At 51.3% G+C, this 14,704-nt stretch carries 11 protein-coding genes; 5 read left to right on the top strand and 6 right to left on the bottom strand.

The annotated features are described in order from the left end of the window. Positions 1–214: 214 nt before the first annotated feature. The 5 genes from HBA55_RS14645 to HBA55_RS14625 all read left to right on the top strand — a co-directional run bounded on the left by HBA55_RS14645 (position 215) and on the right by HBA55_RS14625 (position 5,952). Complete coding sequence (locus tag HBA55_RS14645) at positions 215–2,584, top strand: TonB-dependent receptor (protein ID WP_166992730.1); 2,370 nt, start codon at positions 215–217, stop codon at positions 2,582–2,584. A gap of 107 nt (positions 2,585–2,691) precedes the next feature. Then, positions 2,692–4,368: an arylsulfatase gene (locus HBA55_RS14640; protein WP_206019809.1), complete on the top strand. Its 1,677-nt coding sequence runs from the start codon at positions 2,692–2,694 to the stop codon at positions 4,366–4,368. After that, positions 4,368–4,652, top strand: coding sequence for a c-type cytochrome (locus tag HBA55_RS14635; RefSeq protein WP_166992727.1), 285 nt, complete (start codon positions 4,368–4,370; stop codon positions 4,650–4,652). The genes HBA55_RS14640 and HBA55_RS14635 overlap by 1 nt, the downstream gene beginning before the upstream one ends. A 163-nt stretch (positions 4,653–4,815) precedes the next feature. Further along, a complete protein-coding gene (locus HBA55_RS14630) occupies positions 4,816–5,529 on the top strand; it encodes a hydrolase (protein ID WP_166992724.1) in 714 nt (237 codons plus the stop codon). A gap of 63 nt (positions 5,530–5,592) precedes the next feature. Then, a complete protein-coding gene (locus HBA55_RS14625) occupies positions 5,593–5,952 on the top strand; it encodes a c-type cytochrome (RefSeq protein WP_166992721.1) in 360 nt (119 codons plus the stop codon). A gap of 60 nt (positions 5,953–6,012) precedes the next feature. On the opposite strand, the gene HBA55_RS14620 is transcribed toward HBA55_RS14625, so the two are convergent. The 6 genes from HBA55_RS14620 to HBA55_RS14595 all read right to left on the bottom strand — a co-directional run bounded on the left by HBA55_RS14620 (position 6,013) and on the right by HBA55_RS14595 (position 14,694). Beyond that, entirely contained in the window at positions 6,013–6,987 is a 975-nt protein-coding gene (locus HBA55_RS14620) for a quinone oxidoreductase family protein (protein WP_166992718.1), read from the bottom strand. A 30-nt stretch (positions 6,988–7,017) separates the two neighbouring features. Beyond that, the gene (locus tag HBA55_RS14615) at positions 7,018–7,998 is read right to left on the bottom strand and encodes a quinone oxidoreductase family protein (protein ID WP_166992715.1); all 981 of its coding nucleotides are present in this window, start codon (positions 7,996–7,998) and stop codon (positions 7,018–7,020) included. Between the two features lie 63 nt (positions 7,999–8,061). Next, positions 8,062–8,997, bottom strand: a complete 936-nt coding sequence (locus HBA55_RS14610) for a fumarylacetoacetate hydrolase family protein (protein WP_166992712.1) — start codon at positions 8,995–8,997, stop codon at positions 8,062–8,064. A gap of 47 nt (positions 8,998–9,044) precedes the next feature. After that, complete coding sequence (locus tag HBA55_RS14605; RefSeq protein ID WP_166992709.1) at positions 9,045–10,265, bottom strand: VOC family protein; 1,221 nt, start codon at positions 10,263–10,265, stop codon at positions 9,045–9,047. Between the two features lie 102 nt (positions 10,266–10,367). Then, positions 10,368–12,533, bottom strand: coding sequence for a TonB-dependent receptor domain-containing protein (locus tag HBA55_RS14600; RefSeq protein WP_166992706.1), 2,166 nt, complete (start codon positions 12,531–12,533; stop codon positions 10,368–10,370). A 901-nt stretch (positions 12,534–13,434) separates the two neighbouring features. Then, entirely contained in the window at positions 13,435–14,694 is a 1,260-nt protein-coding gene (locus HBA55_RS14595; protein ID WP_206019808.1) for a c-type cytochrome, read from the bottom strand. Positions 14,695–14,704 lie beyond the last annotated feature (10 nt).

Genomic DNA, 14,704 nt, shown 5'->3' with positions numbered 1-14,704 from the left:
GATGTTCCCCAATTGGAACAGAGTGTTCTAATTTTGAATGGCCCTTCCTCTTGGCGACAGAACCACACACTGCTACTAATAGATGAACAAATTGTGCACTGGAACGCTAGCCGCTGCGCATATGTGTTAAACAAACAGAAAGCTCCACTGATAGGATTTCCTGGCGTAGACGCAAGAATTCCAAACGACCTATTAAAATAAACAGGAGAGCTTTATGTACTCAAATTTCGCGAGATTAAATACTCTGGCATTGGCCATCGGAATGCTGGGGAGTCCAGTGACGCTGGCTCTTCCACAAAATACACTTGCTATCGAAGAGCTCGTCGTTACCGCCAGAAAGATGGAAGAATCTCTCCAGGATACACCCATTGCCGTTAGCGCCTTCAGCGCTGCCGATCTGGAGAATCGCGGCACCACCGACCTGACAGATATCGGCGCGGCAGCCCCTAATGTCAGCTTCGAAGGGTCGGCAGCGGTGGGAGGAATGAAAAGTGCGCCCACGGTATTTATCAGAGGCATTGGTCAGGCGGACTTCACCATCAACAGCGATCCCGCCGTTGGTGTTTATGTGGACGGCATTTATATGGGTAGATCACTGGGCAGTCTGGTGGATCTCCTGGACATTGAGCGCGCTGAGGTTCTCAGAGGCCCCCAGGGAACGCTGTTTGGTAGGAACTCGATTGGTGGTGCGATTAATCTGGTCACTACCAAACCGGAAACGGAGAATACTTCCGCAGACATTTCCGTCAGCATCGGCAACGACGGGTACATTGAGGCCAAAGCCAAAGCAAACTTGCCATTAAGCGAAGATCTTGCCGCTCGATTCGCCACCTTCAGCCGCCAACGAGACGGTTATGTCAAAGCGTTACAGTACGATGACCTCTACCTGGGAGAAGACGACGTCTGGGGCGTCAGTGCAACATTTCGCTATGAACCGACATCGGACCTGACCATTGACTTCGCATTGGACTACTCAGAAGTTGCCGAATCGCCATCGCCTACCGTGCCCACCAATCTGGGTAATGTTGCAGACAACAGCCTGAATGCCTCTGGCGCACCTATTGCCTCTCGCTTTAACTCAGGCACCCCGTTTCCACCCCCGTTGCCCCAGGGTTACATCTCCAGCGACTTTACCAGTTGCAGCACTGCCGTTGGACGGCAAAGCAACCGCGCCTGTTATGGGAACATCTGGATTCCAAGCGACCGCCACGCTGTAAACTCTGTCTGGACCGATTCGCAGGGTATGCCTATCGAGCCGGTTAACCGACTGAACAGCCTTGGAGGCAGTCTGGCGATTTCCTGGGAGTCCAATTTGGGCACGGTAACGTCAATCAGCGGATTCAGAAAGTTCGATGCAAACTTCTACAACGATCTCGACTACACGCCCTACGTTATCTTCCACAACATCAATGATACTTTCGAGCAAGAGCAGTTTTCCCAGGAGGTTCAATTGCTGGGCTCGCTATCGGACTCTGTTACCTATATAGCTGGAATCTACTACTTCAGGGAAACAGGCCTGCAATCGGTATCCCTGGTCGCGCCTCTGCTCCCTCCCGCTTTCAATTTTGACACTCTTCCTCTGGCGCAAACGGATTTTCGGAATATCGAGAATACGTCAAAAGCGGTTTTCGGCCAGCTGACCTGGCAAGCCACCGAGGCCCTCCAGTTCACGCTTGGGCTCCGTTACACAGAAGACGATAAGTACTACGACTATGCCCTTATGATGAATAACCAGTTGCAGCAGAGCACAGGCCTGCAGTCCGCCCATGAACTGACCCCCTTGCTGAGCCTTTCCTACAACCTGTCCCACGATACTATGGTCTACGCCAGCTACACAGAGGGATTTCGAGACGGAGGGTTTCCGGGTCGCTTCCCTGGTGGAATGCCAGATGCGCTACCGTCATACGATCCGGAATATGTGTCGGCTATAGAAATGGGCATCAAGAGTAGCTGGCTCGACGACAGACTGCGTCTAAATGCCGCGGTTTTTCAGACCAACTATGAAGATATTCAGGTAACCGCCAGTAGTCCGGCTCTGTCCGGCGCACCGGCTATCACCAATCTCGCGGAGGCAACCCTTAGAGGGTTGGAGCTGGAAGTGACTGCCATTGTGACGGAGAACCTTAAGTTGGAATTTGCCGGAGGTTACCTGGACGACACCATTGAATCGGTTGTGGGCGACAGACTCACCACGGGAGGTGGAAATACGACCTTTTTCATAGACACCAGCTCTGAGCTACCTAACACACCCAAGTGGAACTTCAACCTGGGGTTGTCACACTTTAAGTCGTTTACGGGAGGTGGTGCATTACGTTCCAGACTGGATTGGATATGGACGGACGATCAGTACTTCCGCATTGAAAACACCGAGGACATGATGCAGCAGGCCTATAGCAGACTTAACGCCAGTGTCACCTACCTGGAGCCCATGGACCGATGGGATCTCACACTGGGCGTTAGGAATTTAACCGATAAGGATTACTCCACAGCTGGTGGAATCACCACGGTAGCCGGCAGTAATACCGCCAACGTTTCAAGACCCCGGGAATTATATTTGAAGTTTCAATACCACTTTGGTCAATAAATTCCGGACCGTCCTCTTAAAACGCCTCCTCAGACAGGGGAGGCGAATTCAGTTCAAATCAATGGCCCATTGATGAACACTCGGCTAACCCCTAGATACAGATTGTTATGATGACTTATGCATGGCTTGTTAACAGACACGCTCCGCTACTTCTGTTTATTCTTGTCCTGTTTGTTCATGTCGCCACTATGGCCGACACCGGCAGGCCAAACATATTAGTGATACTCGCAGATGATCTGGGATTCTCAGACATTGGATCATTTGGTGGGGAAATCGACACACCCAATCTCGATGCTCTGGCGAACAGAGGCACAAAATTCAGCAACTTTTACGCGGCTCCCACCTGCTCACCAACACGATCCATGCTCCTGACAGGCACCGACAATCATCAAGCCGGGCTTGGCAATATGGCAGAGGTAATGAAGGCCACTCAAGATTCCAGACGAGGTAAACCCGGCTACGAAGGATATCTGAACCAACAGGTTGTCACCGTTGCCACACTGCTCAGAAACGCTGGCTATCACACTTATATGGCGGGCAAGTGGCACCTGGGTTTAGATCCGATGCAATCTCCCGCCGAGCGAGGATTTGATCGATCGTTTGCGCTGCTTCATGGAGCTGCTTCACACTTTGATGTTCGGGGTCACTCTGTATACCAACCAATCGCCAGTTATCGTGAAGGCAATCATACTGTCGAGCTTCCAGGCAACTTCTATTCGTCAGAGTTTTATACCGACAAAATGATCGAATTCATATCGTCAGATGACCGCGATCAACAACCGTTTTTCGCTTACTTGGCATATACTGCCCCGCACTGGCCTCTGCAAGCTCCGGATGATCTGATCGAGAAATATAAAGATCGATACATTACAGGTTATCTGCCTATCGCGACACGGCGACTGAAAAAACTGAAACGACTTGAGCTGATCCCGAACGACGTAAAAATCCACGAAGCTGATTTGATGGAGCAAAGGTGGAACGCGCTAGACAGTCGACAGCAGCAAATAGAGGCAAAACGCATGGCGGTTTACGCCGCAATGGTGGACTCGATGGATCATCATATCGGCCGCCTTGTTCGACAGCTGAAGTTAAGCGGCCAATATGAAAATACGTTGATCATTTTTCTCTCTGACAACGGACCAGAAGGCGTGAATGCCAGTGTCAGACCTGGCGTCGGAGAGTGGATGAAGCAATTTGACAACCGTTTGGAGAATATGGGACGACCCACGTCATTTATCGATCAGGGCAGCGACTGGGCCCAGGCGGTGGCCACTCCTTTTCGCCTCTACAAAGGTTATCCAACGGAGGGAGGCACACGAGTTCCAGCGTTTATCAGCTTTCCTGGCGCTCTCAAAGCTCCCGGGGTCAGTCACGAGTTTGCCTCTGTTCTTGATATTACACCGACCTTGCTCGATCTGGCGCAAGTCTCTCATCCGGGGTCCCGCTATCGCGGTCGAATGATACACGAACCTATGGGGACTTCCATGCTCCCCTATCTTATGGGCCGGACCACCGATATTCATTCCCCTGGCTATGCCATGGGCTGGGAGCTTTTTGGTCACCGAGCGATACGCAGGGGAGATTGGAAGTTATTGTCCATTGGCACAGCGGGTAATCGTCAAAGCTGGTCACTCTATGATCTTTCGAAGGATATATCTGAGCGGCGAGATCTCTCCCAAAAGTATCCGAAAATCACTTCCGAGTTAATCTCGCTCTGGAACCGATACGAGAAAAAGGCGGGGCTGCTACCGCCATCAAACCCTAAAACGCAGGAGAACCTATAATGATTAGACATGCCTTGGTAATACCCGTGATTTTCATTGGCGCACATGCCCTTGCTTCCGGCGACATCGAAGCGGGCAGACTGAAGAGTGAAGCTTGTCGGAGCTGTCACAATGCAAGCTATGACGAACACCCGAACCTGAAAGGTCAACAACAGTTGTTTCTTGAGAAAGCGCTTAGGCACTTTCGAAGCAAATTCTGGTTCAGCCCGACAATGAGTCCCGTGGCCGCTTCTCTCAGTGATCAGGACATTAGAGATCTTTCGGCCTATTTCTCAAACCAATAACCAGAGAATTGTTCTAATTCTGGAACTCATATAAGCAAACACGGGGCTAATCAGTCACACATCACCATGATATTTTAGCGCTACTTTTGGTGTTCTTGAGATTCTATTGAAGACACCGGAGGCTTTAATCTGAAGTACCAATCCATCTAGAGACACAATCATTATGAAGCAACTGACTAAATTGATTTCACTGCTCGGACTCACCTCCCTGCTGTTTACTTCCACGCTGGCACTGGGAGGATCCAAGCAGTTTGCAGAAACGCTGACCCCTGACAACGCTGTTCTTGCAATGATCGACCACCAAACCGGACTGCTGGTGGGTGTCAGAGACCTGAATCCCACATTGCTGAAGAATAACATCAAAGGCCTCACCAAAATGGCAAAGACACTGGACCTGCCCAGCGTCATTACCGCCAGCTACCCTTCCGGTCCCAACGGCCCGATCATGCCGGAAGTTTCCAACAACCTTCCCGATGCCGAGATCATTAATCGTTCTGGAGAGATCAATGCTTGGAACTCCGAAGAATTCCGCAAGGCCATCAAGAAAACCGGACGCAAGAAAATTATTATGGCGGGTATTGTCACTGACGTTTGCCTGATGTTCCCCGCCATCGCAGCCGCTGCAGAAGGTTACGACGTTTACGCTGTGATCGACGCCTCCGGCACCTGGAACAAAACCGTACAGGAAGCCGCCATGATGCGTATGACTCAAGCCGGTGTAAAAGTGACCACTTGGGGTTCCGTGCTGGCCGAGTTAATGGACGATTGGCGCAGCCCCAAGGCGATGGAACTGGGAGCCATTCTGGGCGAGCATACCTCCTACGGCTGGGCTTACAACAGCTTTATGGCCACTCAAAAGCAAGTCGCCGCACAATAACCCGCTACCATCTTTTCGACAGAGCAGCCTCAGGGCTGCTCTTTTTTTGCCCGGAAACCAACAATGACTATCAAGACACTGAGATTACCAACCCTGTTGACACTAACAACGGCTCTGCTGACATCCGGCTTGACGGCCACCGAAATCCATGCCAAAGGTAATGTGGATCAAGGCAAAGCCAAGTCGAAGACCTGCGCGGCATGCCATAATCGCAGCATCCCCGACAGCTATCTCATCGAAGGGGAAAACGAAGGCTATATCAAATCCGCGCTCAGGGCCTATCGTGAGCAGATCTTCGTTGACCCGGCGATGCGAAGCATAACGTTCTTTATGAGTGATGAAGATATCGAAGACATCGCTGCCTACTATTCCCGTTTACCAAGAAAACCGATTGGAAAGGAGGCTGAACAGAGGGACCAATAAATCAGGAAAAAGCACAGGGCCAGACCGTTCAACGATTTGACCCTGTGAAAGTGGTGAGTATCAGGGAATGAGAACGGTGGAACCCGTGGTTTTGCGGGCTTCCAGATCGGCATGCGCCTTGGCGGCATCCTTCAGCGAATAGGTTTGGTTAACATTTACTGTAAGACCGCCGGCCTTGATAACATCCCACACCGCATTTGCGCTCTCGACAACCTCCTCCCGGGTAACGGTGTAGTCGATCACACTGGCTCGGGTGACGTAAATGGATCCCGCACGATAAGGCAAGCTCATGTCCAAGTCCGGAACCAAACCGGAGGAGGTGCCGAAGTTCACCAAGGTACCCCTGCGCTTGACACATTGAATAGAAGGCAGGAAGGTAGTAGCACCGACGGAATCGTACACAACGTCGCAGAGTTCACCATTTGTCAGCTCCTTAACCCGCGCCACGAAGTCCTCTTTGGAATACAGGATTACATCGTCGCACCCTGCTTCCCTGGCCATTTCAGCTTTCTTTTCGGTGCTAACGGTACCAATCACACGTGCACCTAGATGTTTACACCACTGGCTCATAATCAGACCCATACCGCCCGCTGCGGCATGGATCAGTACAGTATCACCCTCTTTAACACGATAACAACGACGGATCATGGATTCGGCCGTCATGCCTTTACTGATGATGCCCGCCGCATCAACATCACTGATGCCCTCCGGAATTTTCACCAGCCTGTCGGCGGCGATCAATCGTTTTTCCGCGTAGGAACCAATACCTGCCGTGTAGGCCACACGATCACCCACGGCAACGTCGTTCACGCCCGGGCCCACGGCTTCAACAACCCCTGCGCCTTCGATACCCACAACAGCCGGATAGCTGGGAACGGGGAACTCACCATTGCGGTGATAGACATCGATATAATTCAAACCAATTGCCGAATGCTTGATCAGCGCTTCCCCGGCACCTGGGTCTGCGATTTCAATATCTTCCCAACTGAAAACTTCGGGTCCGCCTGTTTCACGGACTACCATTGCTTTAACCATTTTTCTCTCCTGTTTTTCTGAAGGTGCCGATCAGGGGATCAGCACAGTAGAACCAATCAGTTTTCTATCAGCCAAATCCTGGTGCGCCTGGGCGGCGTCCTGTAGCGGATAGGTCTGGTTAACATTGACTTTGACACCCCCCTCACGGATAACCGCAAAAAGCTTTTCTGCGCTGGCAGACAAGTCGGCTGGCGTTGCGTTGTAATGAAAGAGACTCGCGCGAGTGACATAGACGGAGCCCTTATGCATCAAATCTGTAGGATCAACCTTGGGAGGAGGCCCGGACGCCGTTCCAAAATTGATCAGAAATCCACGGGGTTGCAGGCAATCAAGAGACCCCTCAAAAGTACTCTTGCCAACGGCATCAAAGACGACACAAACGCCCTTGCCATCGGTGATGTCACTGACCCGTTCAACGAAGTCTTCAGTTGAATAGTTGATGACATCACGACAACCATGGTTGCGTGCGACTTCGGCCTTTTCTTCGCTGCCAACAGTACCTATGACGTTTGCACCCAAATGGTTGGCCCACTGGCACAGAATCTGACCGACTCCACCCGCTGCCGCATGAACAAGAATATAGTCCCCCGGTTGAATATCCCGTGGATAGGCCCTCAGCAGGAGAAACTCAGCTGTAGTGCCCTTGCTGAAACAGCCGGCGGCGGTGATATCGTCGATATCATCGGGAACTTTGACCAACTTCTCGGCTAGAATATTGCGTTCCAGACAATAGGAACCAAATCCCGCCGAGTAAACCACCCGATCACCAACGCTAAGGTCAGATACGCCATCACCAAGTTCGGTGATCACGCCGACGCCTTCGGCCCCAAGGATTCCTGGCATATTCGGGAGCGGGAATATTCCCTGGCGGAAATAGGTATCAATATAGTTGAGCCCGGCTGCGGTATGCTTAATGCGTACTTCACCCGCTTTCGGTGATTCCAGTTCGATGTCCTGCCACTGCAGAACTTCAGGGCCACCGGTTTCGTTAATTACTAATGCACTAGTCATTGTGAACCTTCTTGCGATGTTTTGTTTCGATTGCCTGTTATCGACCTGCAATAGCTGCCGGCCTTATGCGATGGTATTCTCCAGAGTACCAATATCTTCGATTGTGATTTTGATGTGGTCTCCGGACTTCAAGTACACCTTCTCTGCGCTGCCCAATGCCCCACCAACGCCAGAACCTGTACCCGTAGCAACAACGTCGCCAGGATTCAGTGTAATTTGCCGGCTCAGTGCCTCAATTTGTTCTGCCACATCAAAAATCATATATTCCGTGCCCGTGTCCTGTGTCAATGTATCGTTTAACCAGAGTTGAATTTTGAGATCGTTGGGATTCTCTACGGAACTGGCTGGAATTATCCATGGCCCCATAGGCACACTTTGGTCGAAACACTTCTGGCCAAACCAGTCTGTCTTGAATTGTTTCCAATCTTCCCGGAAAAGATGGTCACGCGCGGATAGATCGTTAATGATTGTATAACCCGCCACATAGTCCATGGCCTCCTCCTTGCGGATGTTCTTCGCGGTTTTACCGATGACCACAGCGAACTCAGCTTCCCAATCCAATTTTTCCGAATGATCGGGCATCTTAACCGCCACATCCGGACCAACGATGGCTCGCTCTGGAGGCGCCTTCAGGAAGAAGTAAGGGCGATATACGCTTTTGTCGATATTGACGTCTTCGTGGGCCATCTCGCGAACGTGATCAATATAGTTGGCAGCAGTACAGAAGATCGCCTTTGGGTATAGCAGCGGTGCATGCAACCGAACTTCATCGAGGGAATAGCTGTCGACGGATACATCGGCAGCAGGAGAAGCCTCCTCCAGAATCGAACGGAACCGATCCCACTCAGAAAGCATATCCATATTGGAAAGATTTGGTTCGACCTCTGCACCCAGATTTTGTAATAGAGTCGCGGTGTCGAACACCCGGCCGTCCAGTACCAGACCCGACCGTGGAGCTGACACCTGTTTTGTCGAATAGTTGACGAGTTTGTAGGACATGATTCCTCCAAGCATTGTGAGTATAGTTAGTTCGGTTTGTCGCGCGTTCAGCGCCAGGGCCCCAAAAAGGGTTCCCCGTGAAATTCATCGGACACAGGCTCAAGCGTTTGCGGCCATTGGTTTTTTGGAACCACCCCGGAGATCAGTCGCCGCTGCTCTTGTGGACGGGGCTCCCCGTTCCAACCGATCTGCTCCATATAGCAATAAAGCTCAATGGCATGACCATCGGGGTCTAAAACAAAAGCGGAATAATCAATACCCGCTGACAACTCCGCCGGCAGGTATATAACGGTTGCGCCCTCGCTTTCGAGGAAGTCTACGGCATCGCGCAACTGTCGGTAATTAGCCAGCTGCACTCCAAACGACAGCGTTCTCGATAGTGGGTTAAGCCCCAAGCGCTCTCGCAGTTCGATGGGATAAAGTGCAATGGAGTGATGCTCGGTATTTGCACGAAGGAAATGACAGCTATGTCCCTCGAAATCAATCGACTCGGTCAAGGTCAAGCCCAGAGTGTTTTGATAGTAGTCCAGTGTCTCCGCCATATTGTGAACAAACAGACGTACCGGCCCCACCCTGACGATCTTGAATGGCTGGGGCAGCAAAATGCCGTCGACATCAAAAGCAGTTTCTCTGCGTTCCCGATGTCGATAACCTTCACTGGAATCCCTGCCCTTCTCTTCATCGCCTTGAACCTCCTGGTATTCAGGAATGTGGGGTAACTCGGGCGGACTGGTAAAACTGTGATACATGTCGGCGGGTTTGCTTTTACCTTGCCATCCAATTTGCTCCATGCCGCAATAGAGCTCATTGAGCACACCCTCCGGACCCACAGGATAGGTATGCCAATTGGAACCCGGAGTATCCCTGCCAATTCTGGGAATAAAGTAACCCTGTTCCGCCAGCCATTGGTTACCACGAAAAACTTCATCCATGCTGTTGAGTTGCCAGGTCACTTGATTAATGGAATTGTCCGCTTCCACTTCTCCGCCACTCATCGCATCCAACGCTTTTCTCGGAAAAATAGCGAAGGAGTGATGATCCGTTCCGTGACGCAAGAATGCTCCAATGGTGCTGCCGACTCCCTCAAAAACCTCAGGGTTTGGATAGCGACCTGGCTCGGCGAAATCAATATCGTCGGAGATCATAAATCCCAGTAACCCGCAGTAGAAATCCAGGGATTTATCCACATCGCTGACATTGAAACCGAAATGTCCCAATCTCCTGACTTTAAAAGGGCGCGGAAGACTCACTCCGCCGACATCAAACATAATTCTTCGCTCCAATTTTTGTTGTCGAATTCTTTACTAAACTCTATACCTGCGGGGGACCCTGGGGTCCCCTGGTTTCAGATAAACACCTGCGTTCCTTTGCTAAAAATCATAAGTGACGTTAAGACCGTAGGTACGTCCCGCCGCGGGATAAGCTTCAGCCGGAAATGGCGCTCCCACCTGAAAGTTACGAAGATATTCATAGAAATAGTCTTCATCCATCAGGTTGTCACTCCACAAGCGGAAGGTCAGATTATCCTGGTAGCGCACGGTGACAGAGGCGTTAACCAGACTGAGCTTGCCTGCTTCTTGTGTATTGTCGAGGAACCACCACTTGCGATCCTCCCAGGAATAATCCACCCGGGGAATAATTTCCCAGTCTTCGGTGGTAATCGTGTATTGAGCCGACAAATTAAAGGTCTGATGGGCGATCAGCGGCAGTTTGTTGCCCTCACCTTGAAGGTTCTCTGGAACCCCCGGCAACAGATCCGGGTCGAAACCAATCGCGGCGGCATCAAACTCTTCGATCTCCGAATCCATCAGCCCTAAACCGGCGACGATATCCAGATTTTCGATAGGTCTTGCGGTAAGCTCAAGTTCGATACCTGAAATGGTAGACTCGGGAACGTTATAGACCACGGAAGAACCGACTGTTCTGTCAAAAACAAATTCGTGGTGATCATCCAGCTGCTGATAAAACAAGGCACCGTTCAAGGTAACCCGCCCATCAGCAAGCGTGGTTTTGGCGCCCAGTTCGTAGTTCCAGATCTCTTCGGATTCGAATAAGGCACCAAACAACCCATTTTCCGCACCTGGGTTAAAGCCACCGGAGCGGAACCCCCGAGAAGCCGTTCCGTACACCATAACGTCATCGGTTAATTGGTAGGACAGTGATACTTTGGGTTGCAGCAGAGAAAAGGTTTCGTCGTCCTTGCGACCGGAAATCAGATCATGCTGTTCCCGTTCATCGCGGTCATAGCGCAATCCAAGAGTAAGCGCCAGATCATCGCTCAAATCGTAGTTCAACTGTCCGAAAACAGCCAGGGTCTCATTGTCAAAATCCGAACTGCTCTTGCCACCTGCATTAAACTCACTATTGTTGGGGTCAAAGGGGTTAACTCCAAAGACTATCTGTTGTTCGAAATGAGCTTCCTGTTTAAGGTAATAGACGCCAGCCAGCCAGGAAAGGTTCTCCGGATTACTGTTTTCAAGGCGCAACTCCTGGGTGAAGCCATCGTAGTCCTGAATACGACAAACACAGCCTGCGAAGTCAAACGGTCCAAAATCCAAATCTGTGGGGCCACCGTCGTCTCCCCGCCAGGAGTCCCGCGTCTCCGAATAGCTGGTTACCGAAGATAGTGTTACCTCTCCAAAATCGTAGGAAGCCTTGAGCGTGGCGTCTGCAAAACTGTAGTTATCCACGCCTACGCGGTTACCTCTAGGTTCAGCATCCGTTTTGCGATGGGAATTCGGTTCATCAAAACGAATCCAGTTAAACACCGACGCATCGACATCCTGATAAGACAAATAGACCTCAAGTTCCAGTGCGTCAATACCCCGATAACTCAACTGCAGTTTACCTGAACGGGATTCTTCAAAATCCACTTCATCGTTGACGGTGGGATTATGGATCACGCCATCGAAATTGCTATACCGAGTGCTCAATCGGTAATAGAGTTTGTCTTGAACCAGGGGACCACTAAGTATGGCACTGATTTCACTTTTCTCACCATTACCCAGCCCCATTGCAAGCTTGGCTTCAAACTCATCACCCGGTTGCTGAGTCACGATGTTGATCGCTCCACCCAATGCATTGCGGCCATACAGTGAACCCTGTGGCCCTTTGAGCACTTCTATTTGTGCCACGTCGGACAACGCCTGAGAAAACTGCAGAAAGTTACTTTGCTGTACACCGTCGACAACCACTGCCACCGAAGGTTCAGTGTTACGGGAGGGGTTGATACCACGCATCGCAATCAGCATCGAGGCGGCGTTATTGGCTCGACGAACGCTCATATTGGGCACAATGGCACCCACGTCTTCGAGATTGCCCACCCCGGCGTTTTCCAGGCTTTCGTTGTTCAGTACCGTAATCGAGTCCGGTACCTCTTGAAGATTCTCTTCCCGCTTTCGCGCTGTAACGACCACCTCTTCCAGGGCGAGGCTTTCGGCAAGGGTTACACCGGGCGAAGCCAGTAGACTGGTTGCCCCAATTGCCAACAGGGCGTTGTAATTGATAATTGCTTTTTGGATTTTTGTCAGATTCACGTTTGTCTCTCCTCAATCGGGTAGAAGATCCACAGTCGGCAAGCGCAACCTGGCTGCAGGATCTACAAATCAGTATAGGGTATTAAAATCGATTTTCAACCAATATACCGATTATAATTTTTAATATCCATATATTGATACCATGCTATGAAACTGAGGTTATGACGCCATGAGCTGCTCAGAACGTTTGGGAATATGATTCCTCCTAAGAATTCGTGGGAAAAAAATGCCCGGAAAGATGACTAGCTTGTTGAAATTCGAAAGGATTATGTTGCGGATCGAGTCTTTCTATTTGAGCTCTATTTGTAACAAGCCTCAGAGGGGATCCGATAGGCAGCAATGTGCCATAACCTGAAATAGATGTGTGCGCTCTTCGAGCGCAATCGCCGTACCCGATAAGGCGGGGCAGGCTCTCAGAGCCGGCTCCTACAGGATTCTCCAACCACCTGTAGGAGCGCGCTCTGAGCGCGATGGGTTTTCTCCATATCAACGGTTTGAAGTTGCGACGTTCAGAACGATAAAGATCGGGTACCTCGGTCTAAAGGGTGGCTGGGTGTTCGTTGTGGCACAAAATCACTAGCCCCTTTCGTCCTTCCAGCAAGGAAAATGTCTGGGAAAAACACCTAATTCCAATGGTCGGTTATGGTGCAAAGAGACGGTGCCAACCCGGTCGCGCTCGGAGCGCGCTGCTACACACGAAGATAATTTGTGCCACGCCGAAGTTCAGCTTTTGGCACATCTCCACTAAAGCCTGGTCCCAGCTAGCCCACAATTTTCCTGAAGACCCTGAAATCTAAAAGGGCTTGCCACGCCCCAAAAAAGAGGCCCCGGAACCAGTAACTGGGACTGGAGCCGGGGCCAAAGTGCAGTCAACAGTGTTGGCAGTTCAAAAGACGTTGATTTATCGCAGCTCACGAATATCGGATGCGGTAATGGAGGCGGACTTTCCTCCCCAAGTGACACGAAGGTAGTTGCCCAGTTCAGCAACCTCTTGATCATTGAGCGAAGATTGATAACCGGGCATCGCCTGCATATGTTCCAGGCCAGGAAAGTCCTGTTCTTCTATCCCCTTCAGAATCACGAGAATCAGGTTTCTTGGATTTTCAAACCTCAGGGAGGTATTGGTCGTCATTGCCACGGCAACGTGGGGAATTCCCTCTCCATCCGGTGCGTGACAACCGGAGCAAAGGTCAAGATAGGTTTGTCTACCGTTCTCAAGACTCGGGTCAAATCCCAACTCCTGTTCAATTCTCCTTGGTTGATCCCCAATCAGGTAGGCGACCATCGCCTGCGCGTCAACGTCCTTCAGATACTGCGTGCTGTGCTTCAGAACCGGGAACATCTCATCGGTCATGGTTCCCTGGCGGGAAATTCCGGTTTTGAGAAACTGCAACAAATCCGGAGAACTCCAGCCCCGTTCGATCAGGCCGGCCGTGCTGATATCCGGCGCCTCAAATCCCTCCAGGAACGCGCCATTTAAAGCATTTCCCGGGTCCACGGCTCCCATAAGATTCCTCGGTGTGTGACACTCTCCGCAATGACCCAGTGCCGTGGATAGATATTCTCCTCTGCGCCACTGGGAGGACGGCGCCTGAAATTCCTCCGACTTCATAAACAACGACTGATTGGGCACAAACAACGAGTTCCAGAATGCCAGTGTCCACGTCATGCTGAACGGCCAACTCAATTCGTGGGGCTTATTGGGCAAGTTAATCGGAGCCAGATCCATCAGATAGGCATAAATAGCATCGACGTCCTCCCGAGTCAGATCCCGATAACTGGTATAGGGCATGGCCGGGTACAGGTGACGTCCGTCTCGGGCCCGGCCGTGGACTACGGCCCGAAAGAACTCATCGGCATCGTAGAACCCGATACCGTGGCGCTTGTCGGGCGTTATGTTGGTCCCATAGATGGTACCAAACGGCGTGTGCAGGGGCGTTCCTCCGGCAAAAGCCAGACCGTCGTCACTGGTATGGCAGGCCACACAATCGGCCGCCGCCGCAAGATAGGCGCCCCTGCGAATGGTGTCAGCGTCCTGGCTAACCGCCGCATCTGCTCTGTCCATCACTCGGCTTCGGACGTCATCATAGGCTAGCACCAGGCCGACGATGCCCACGGCCAGCAGACTGAATATGGCCAGTATTTTATTTCCTGTTTTCATCGTTGCTTGC

Source organism: Pseudomaricurvus alkylphenolicus (assembly GCF_011683955.1).
Lineage (GTDB): Bacteria > Pseudomonadota > Gammaproteobacteria > Pseudomonadales > Cellvibrionaceae > Pseudomaricurvus > Pseudomaricurvus alkylphenolicus.
The sequence above is the reverse complement of the archived record's forward strand: the minus strand, read 5'-3'. Positions and strand labels throughout refer to the sequence as shown.

Bases quoted from the DNA above. Each gene is read 5' to 3' on its own strand.
- HBA55_RS14645 (WP_166992730.1), top strand. From the start codon at position 215: ATGTACTCAAATTTCGCGAGATTAAATACTCTGGCATTGGCCATCGGA.
- HBA55_RS14640 (WP_206019809.1), top strand. From the start codon at position 2,692: ATGATGACTTATGCATGGCTTGTTAACAGACACGCTCCGCTACTTCTG.
- HBA55_RS14635 (WP_166992727.1), top strand. From the start codon at position 4,368: ATGATTAGACATGCCTTGGTAATACCCGTGATTTTCATTGGCGCACAT.
- HBA55_RS14630 (WP_166992724.1), top strand. From the start codon at position 4,816: ATGAAGCAACTGACTAAATTGATTTCACTGCTCGGACTCACCTCCCTG.
- HBA55_RS14625 (WP_166992721.1), top strand. From the start codon at position 5,593: ATGACTATCAAGACACTGAGATTACCAACCCTGTTGACACTAACAACG.
- HBA55_RS14620 (WP_166992718.1), bottom strand. From the start codon at position 6,987: ATGGTTAAAGCAATGGTAGTCCGTGAAACAGGCGGACCCGAAGTTTTC.
- HBA55_RS14615 (WP_166992715.1), bottom strand. From the start codon at position 7,998: ATGACTAGTGCATTAGTAATTAACGAAACCGGTGGCCCTGAAGTTCTG.
- HBA55_RS14610 (WP_166992712.1), bottom strand. From the start codon at position 8,997: ATGTCCTACAAACTCGTCAACTATTCGACAAAACAGGTGTCAGCTCCA.
- HBA55_RS14605 (WP_166992709.1), bottom strand. From the start codon at position 10,265: ATGTTTGATGTCGGCGGAGTGAGTCTTCCGCGCCCTTTTAAAGTCAGG.
- HBA55_RS14595 (WP_206019808.1), bottom strand. From the start codon at position 14,694: ATGAAAACAGGAAATAAAATACTGGCCATATTCAGTCTGCTGGCCGTG.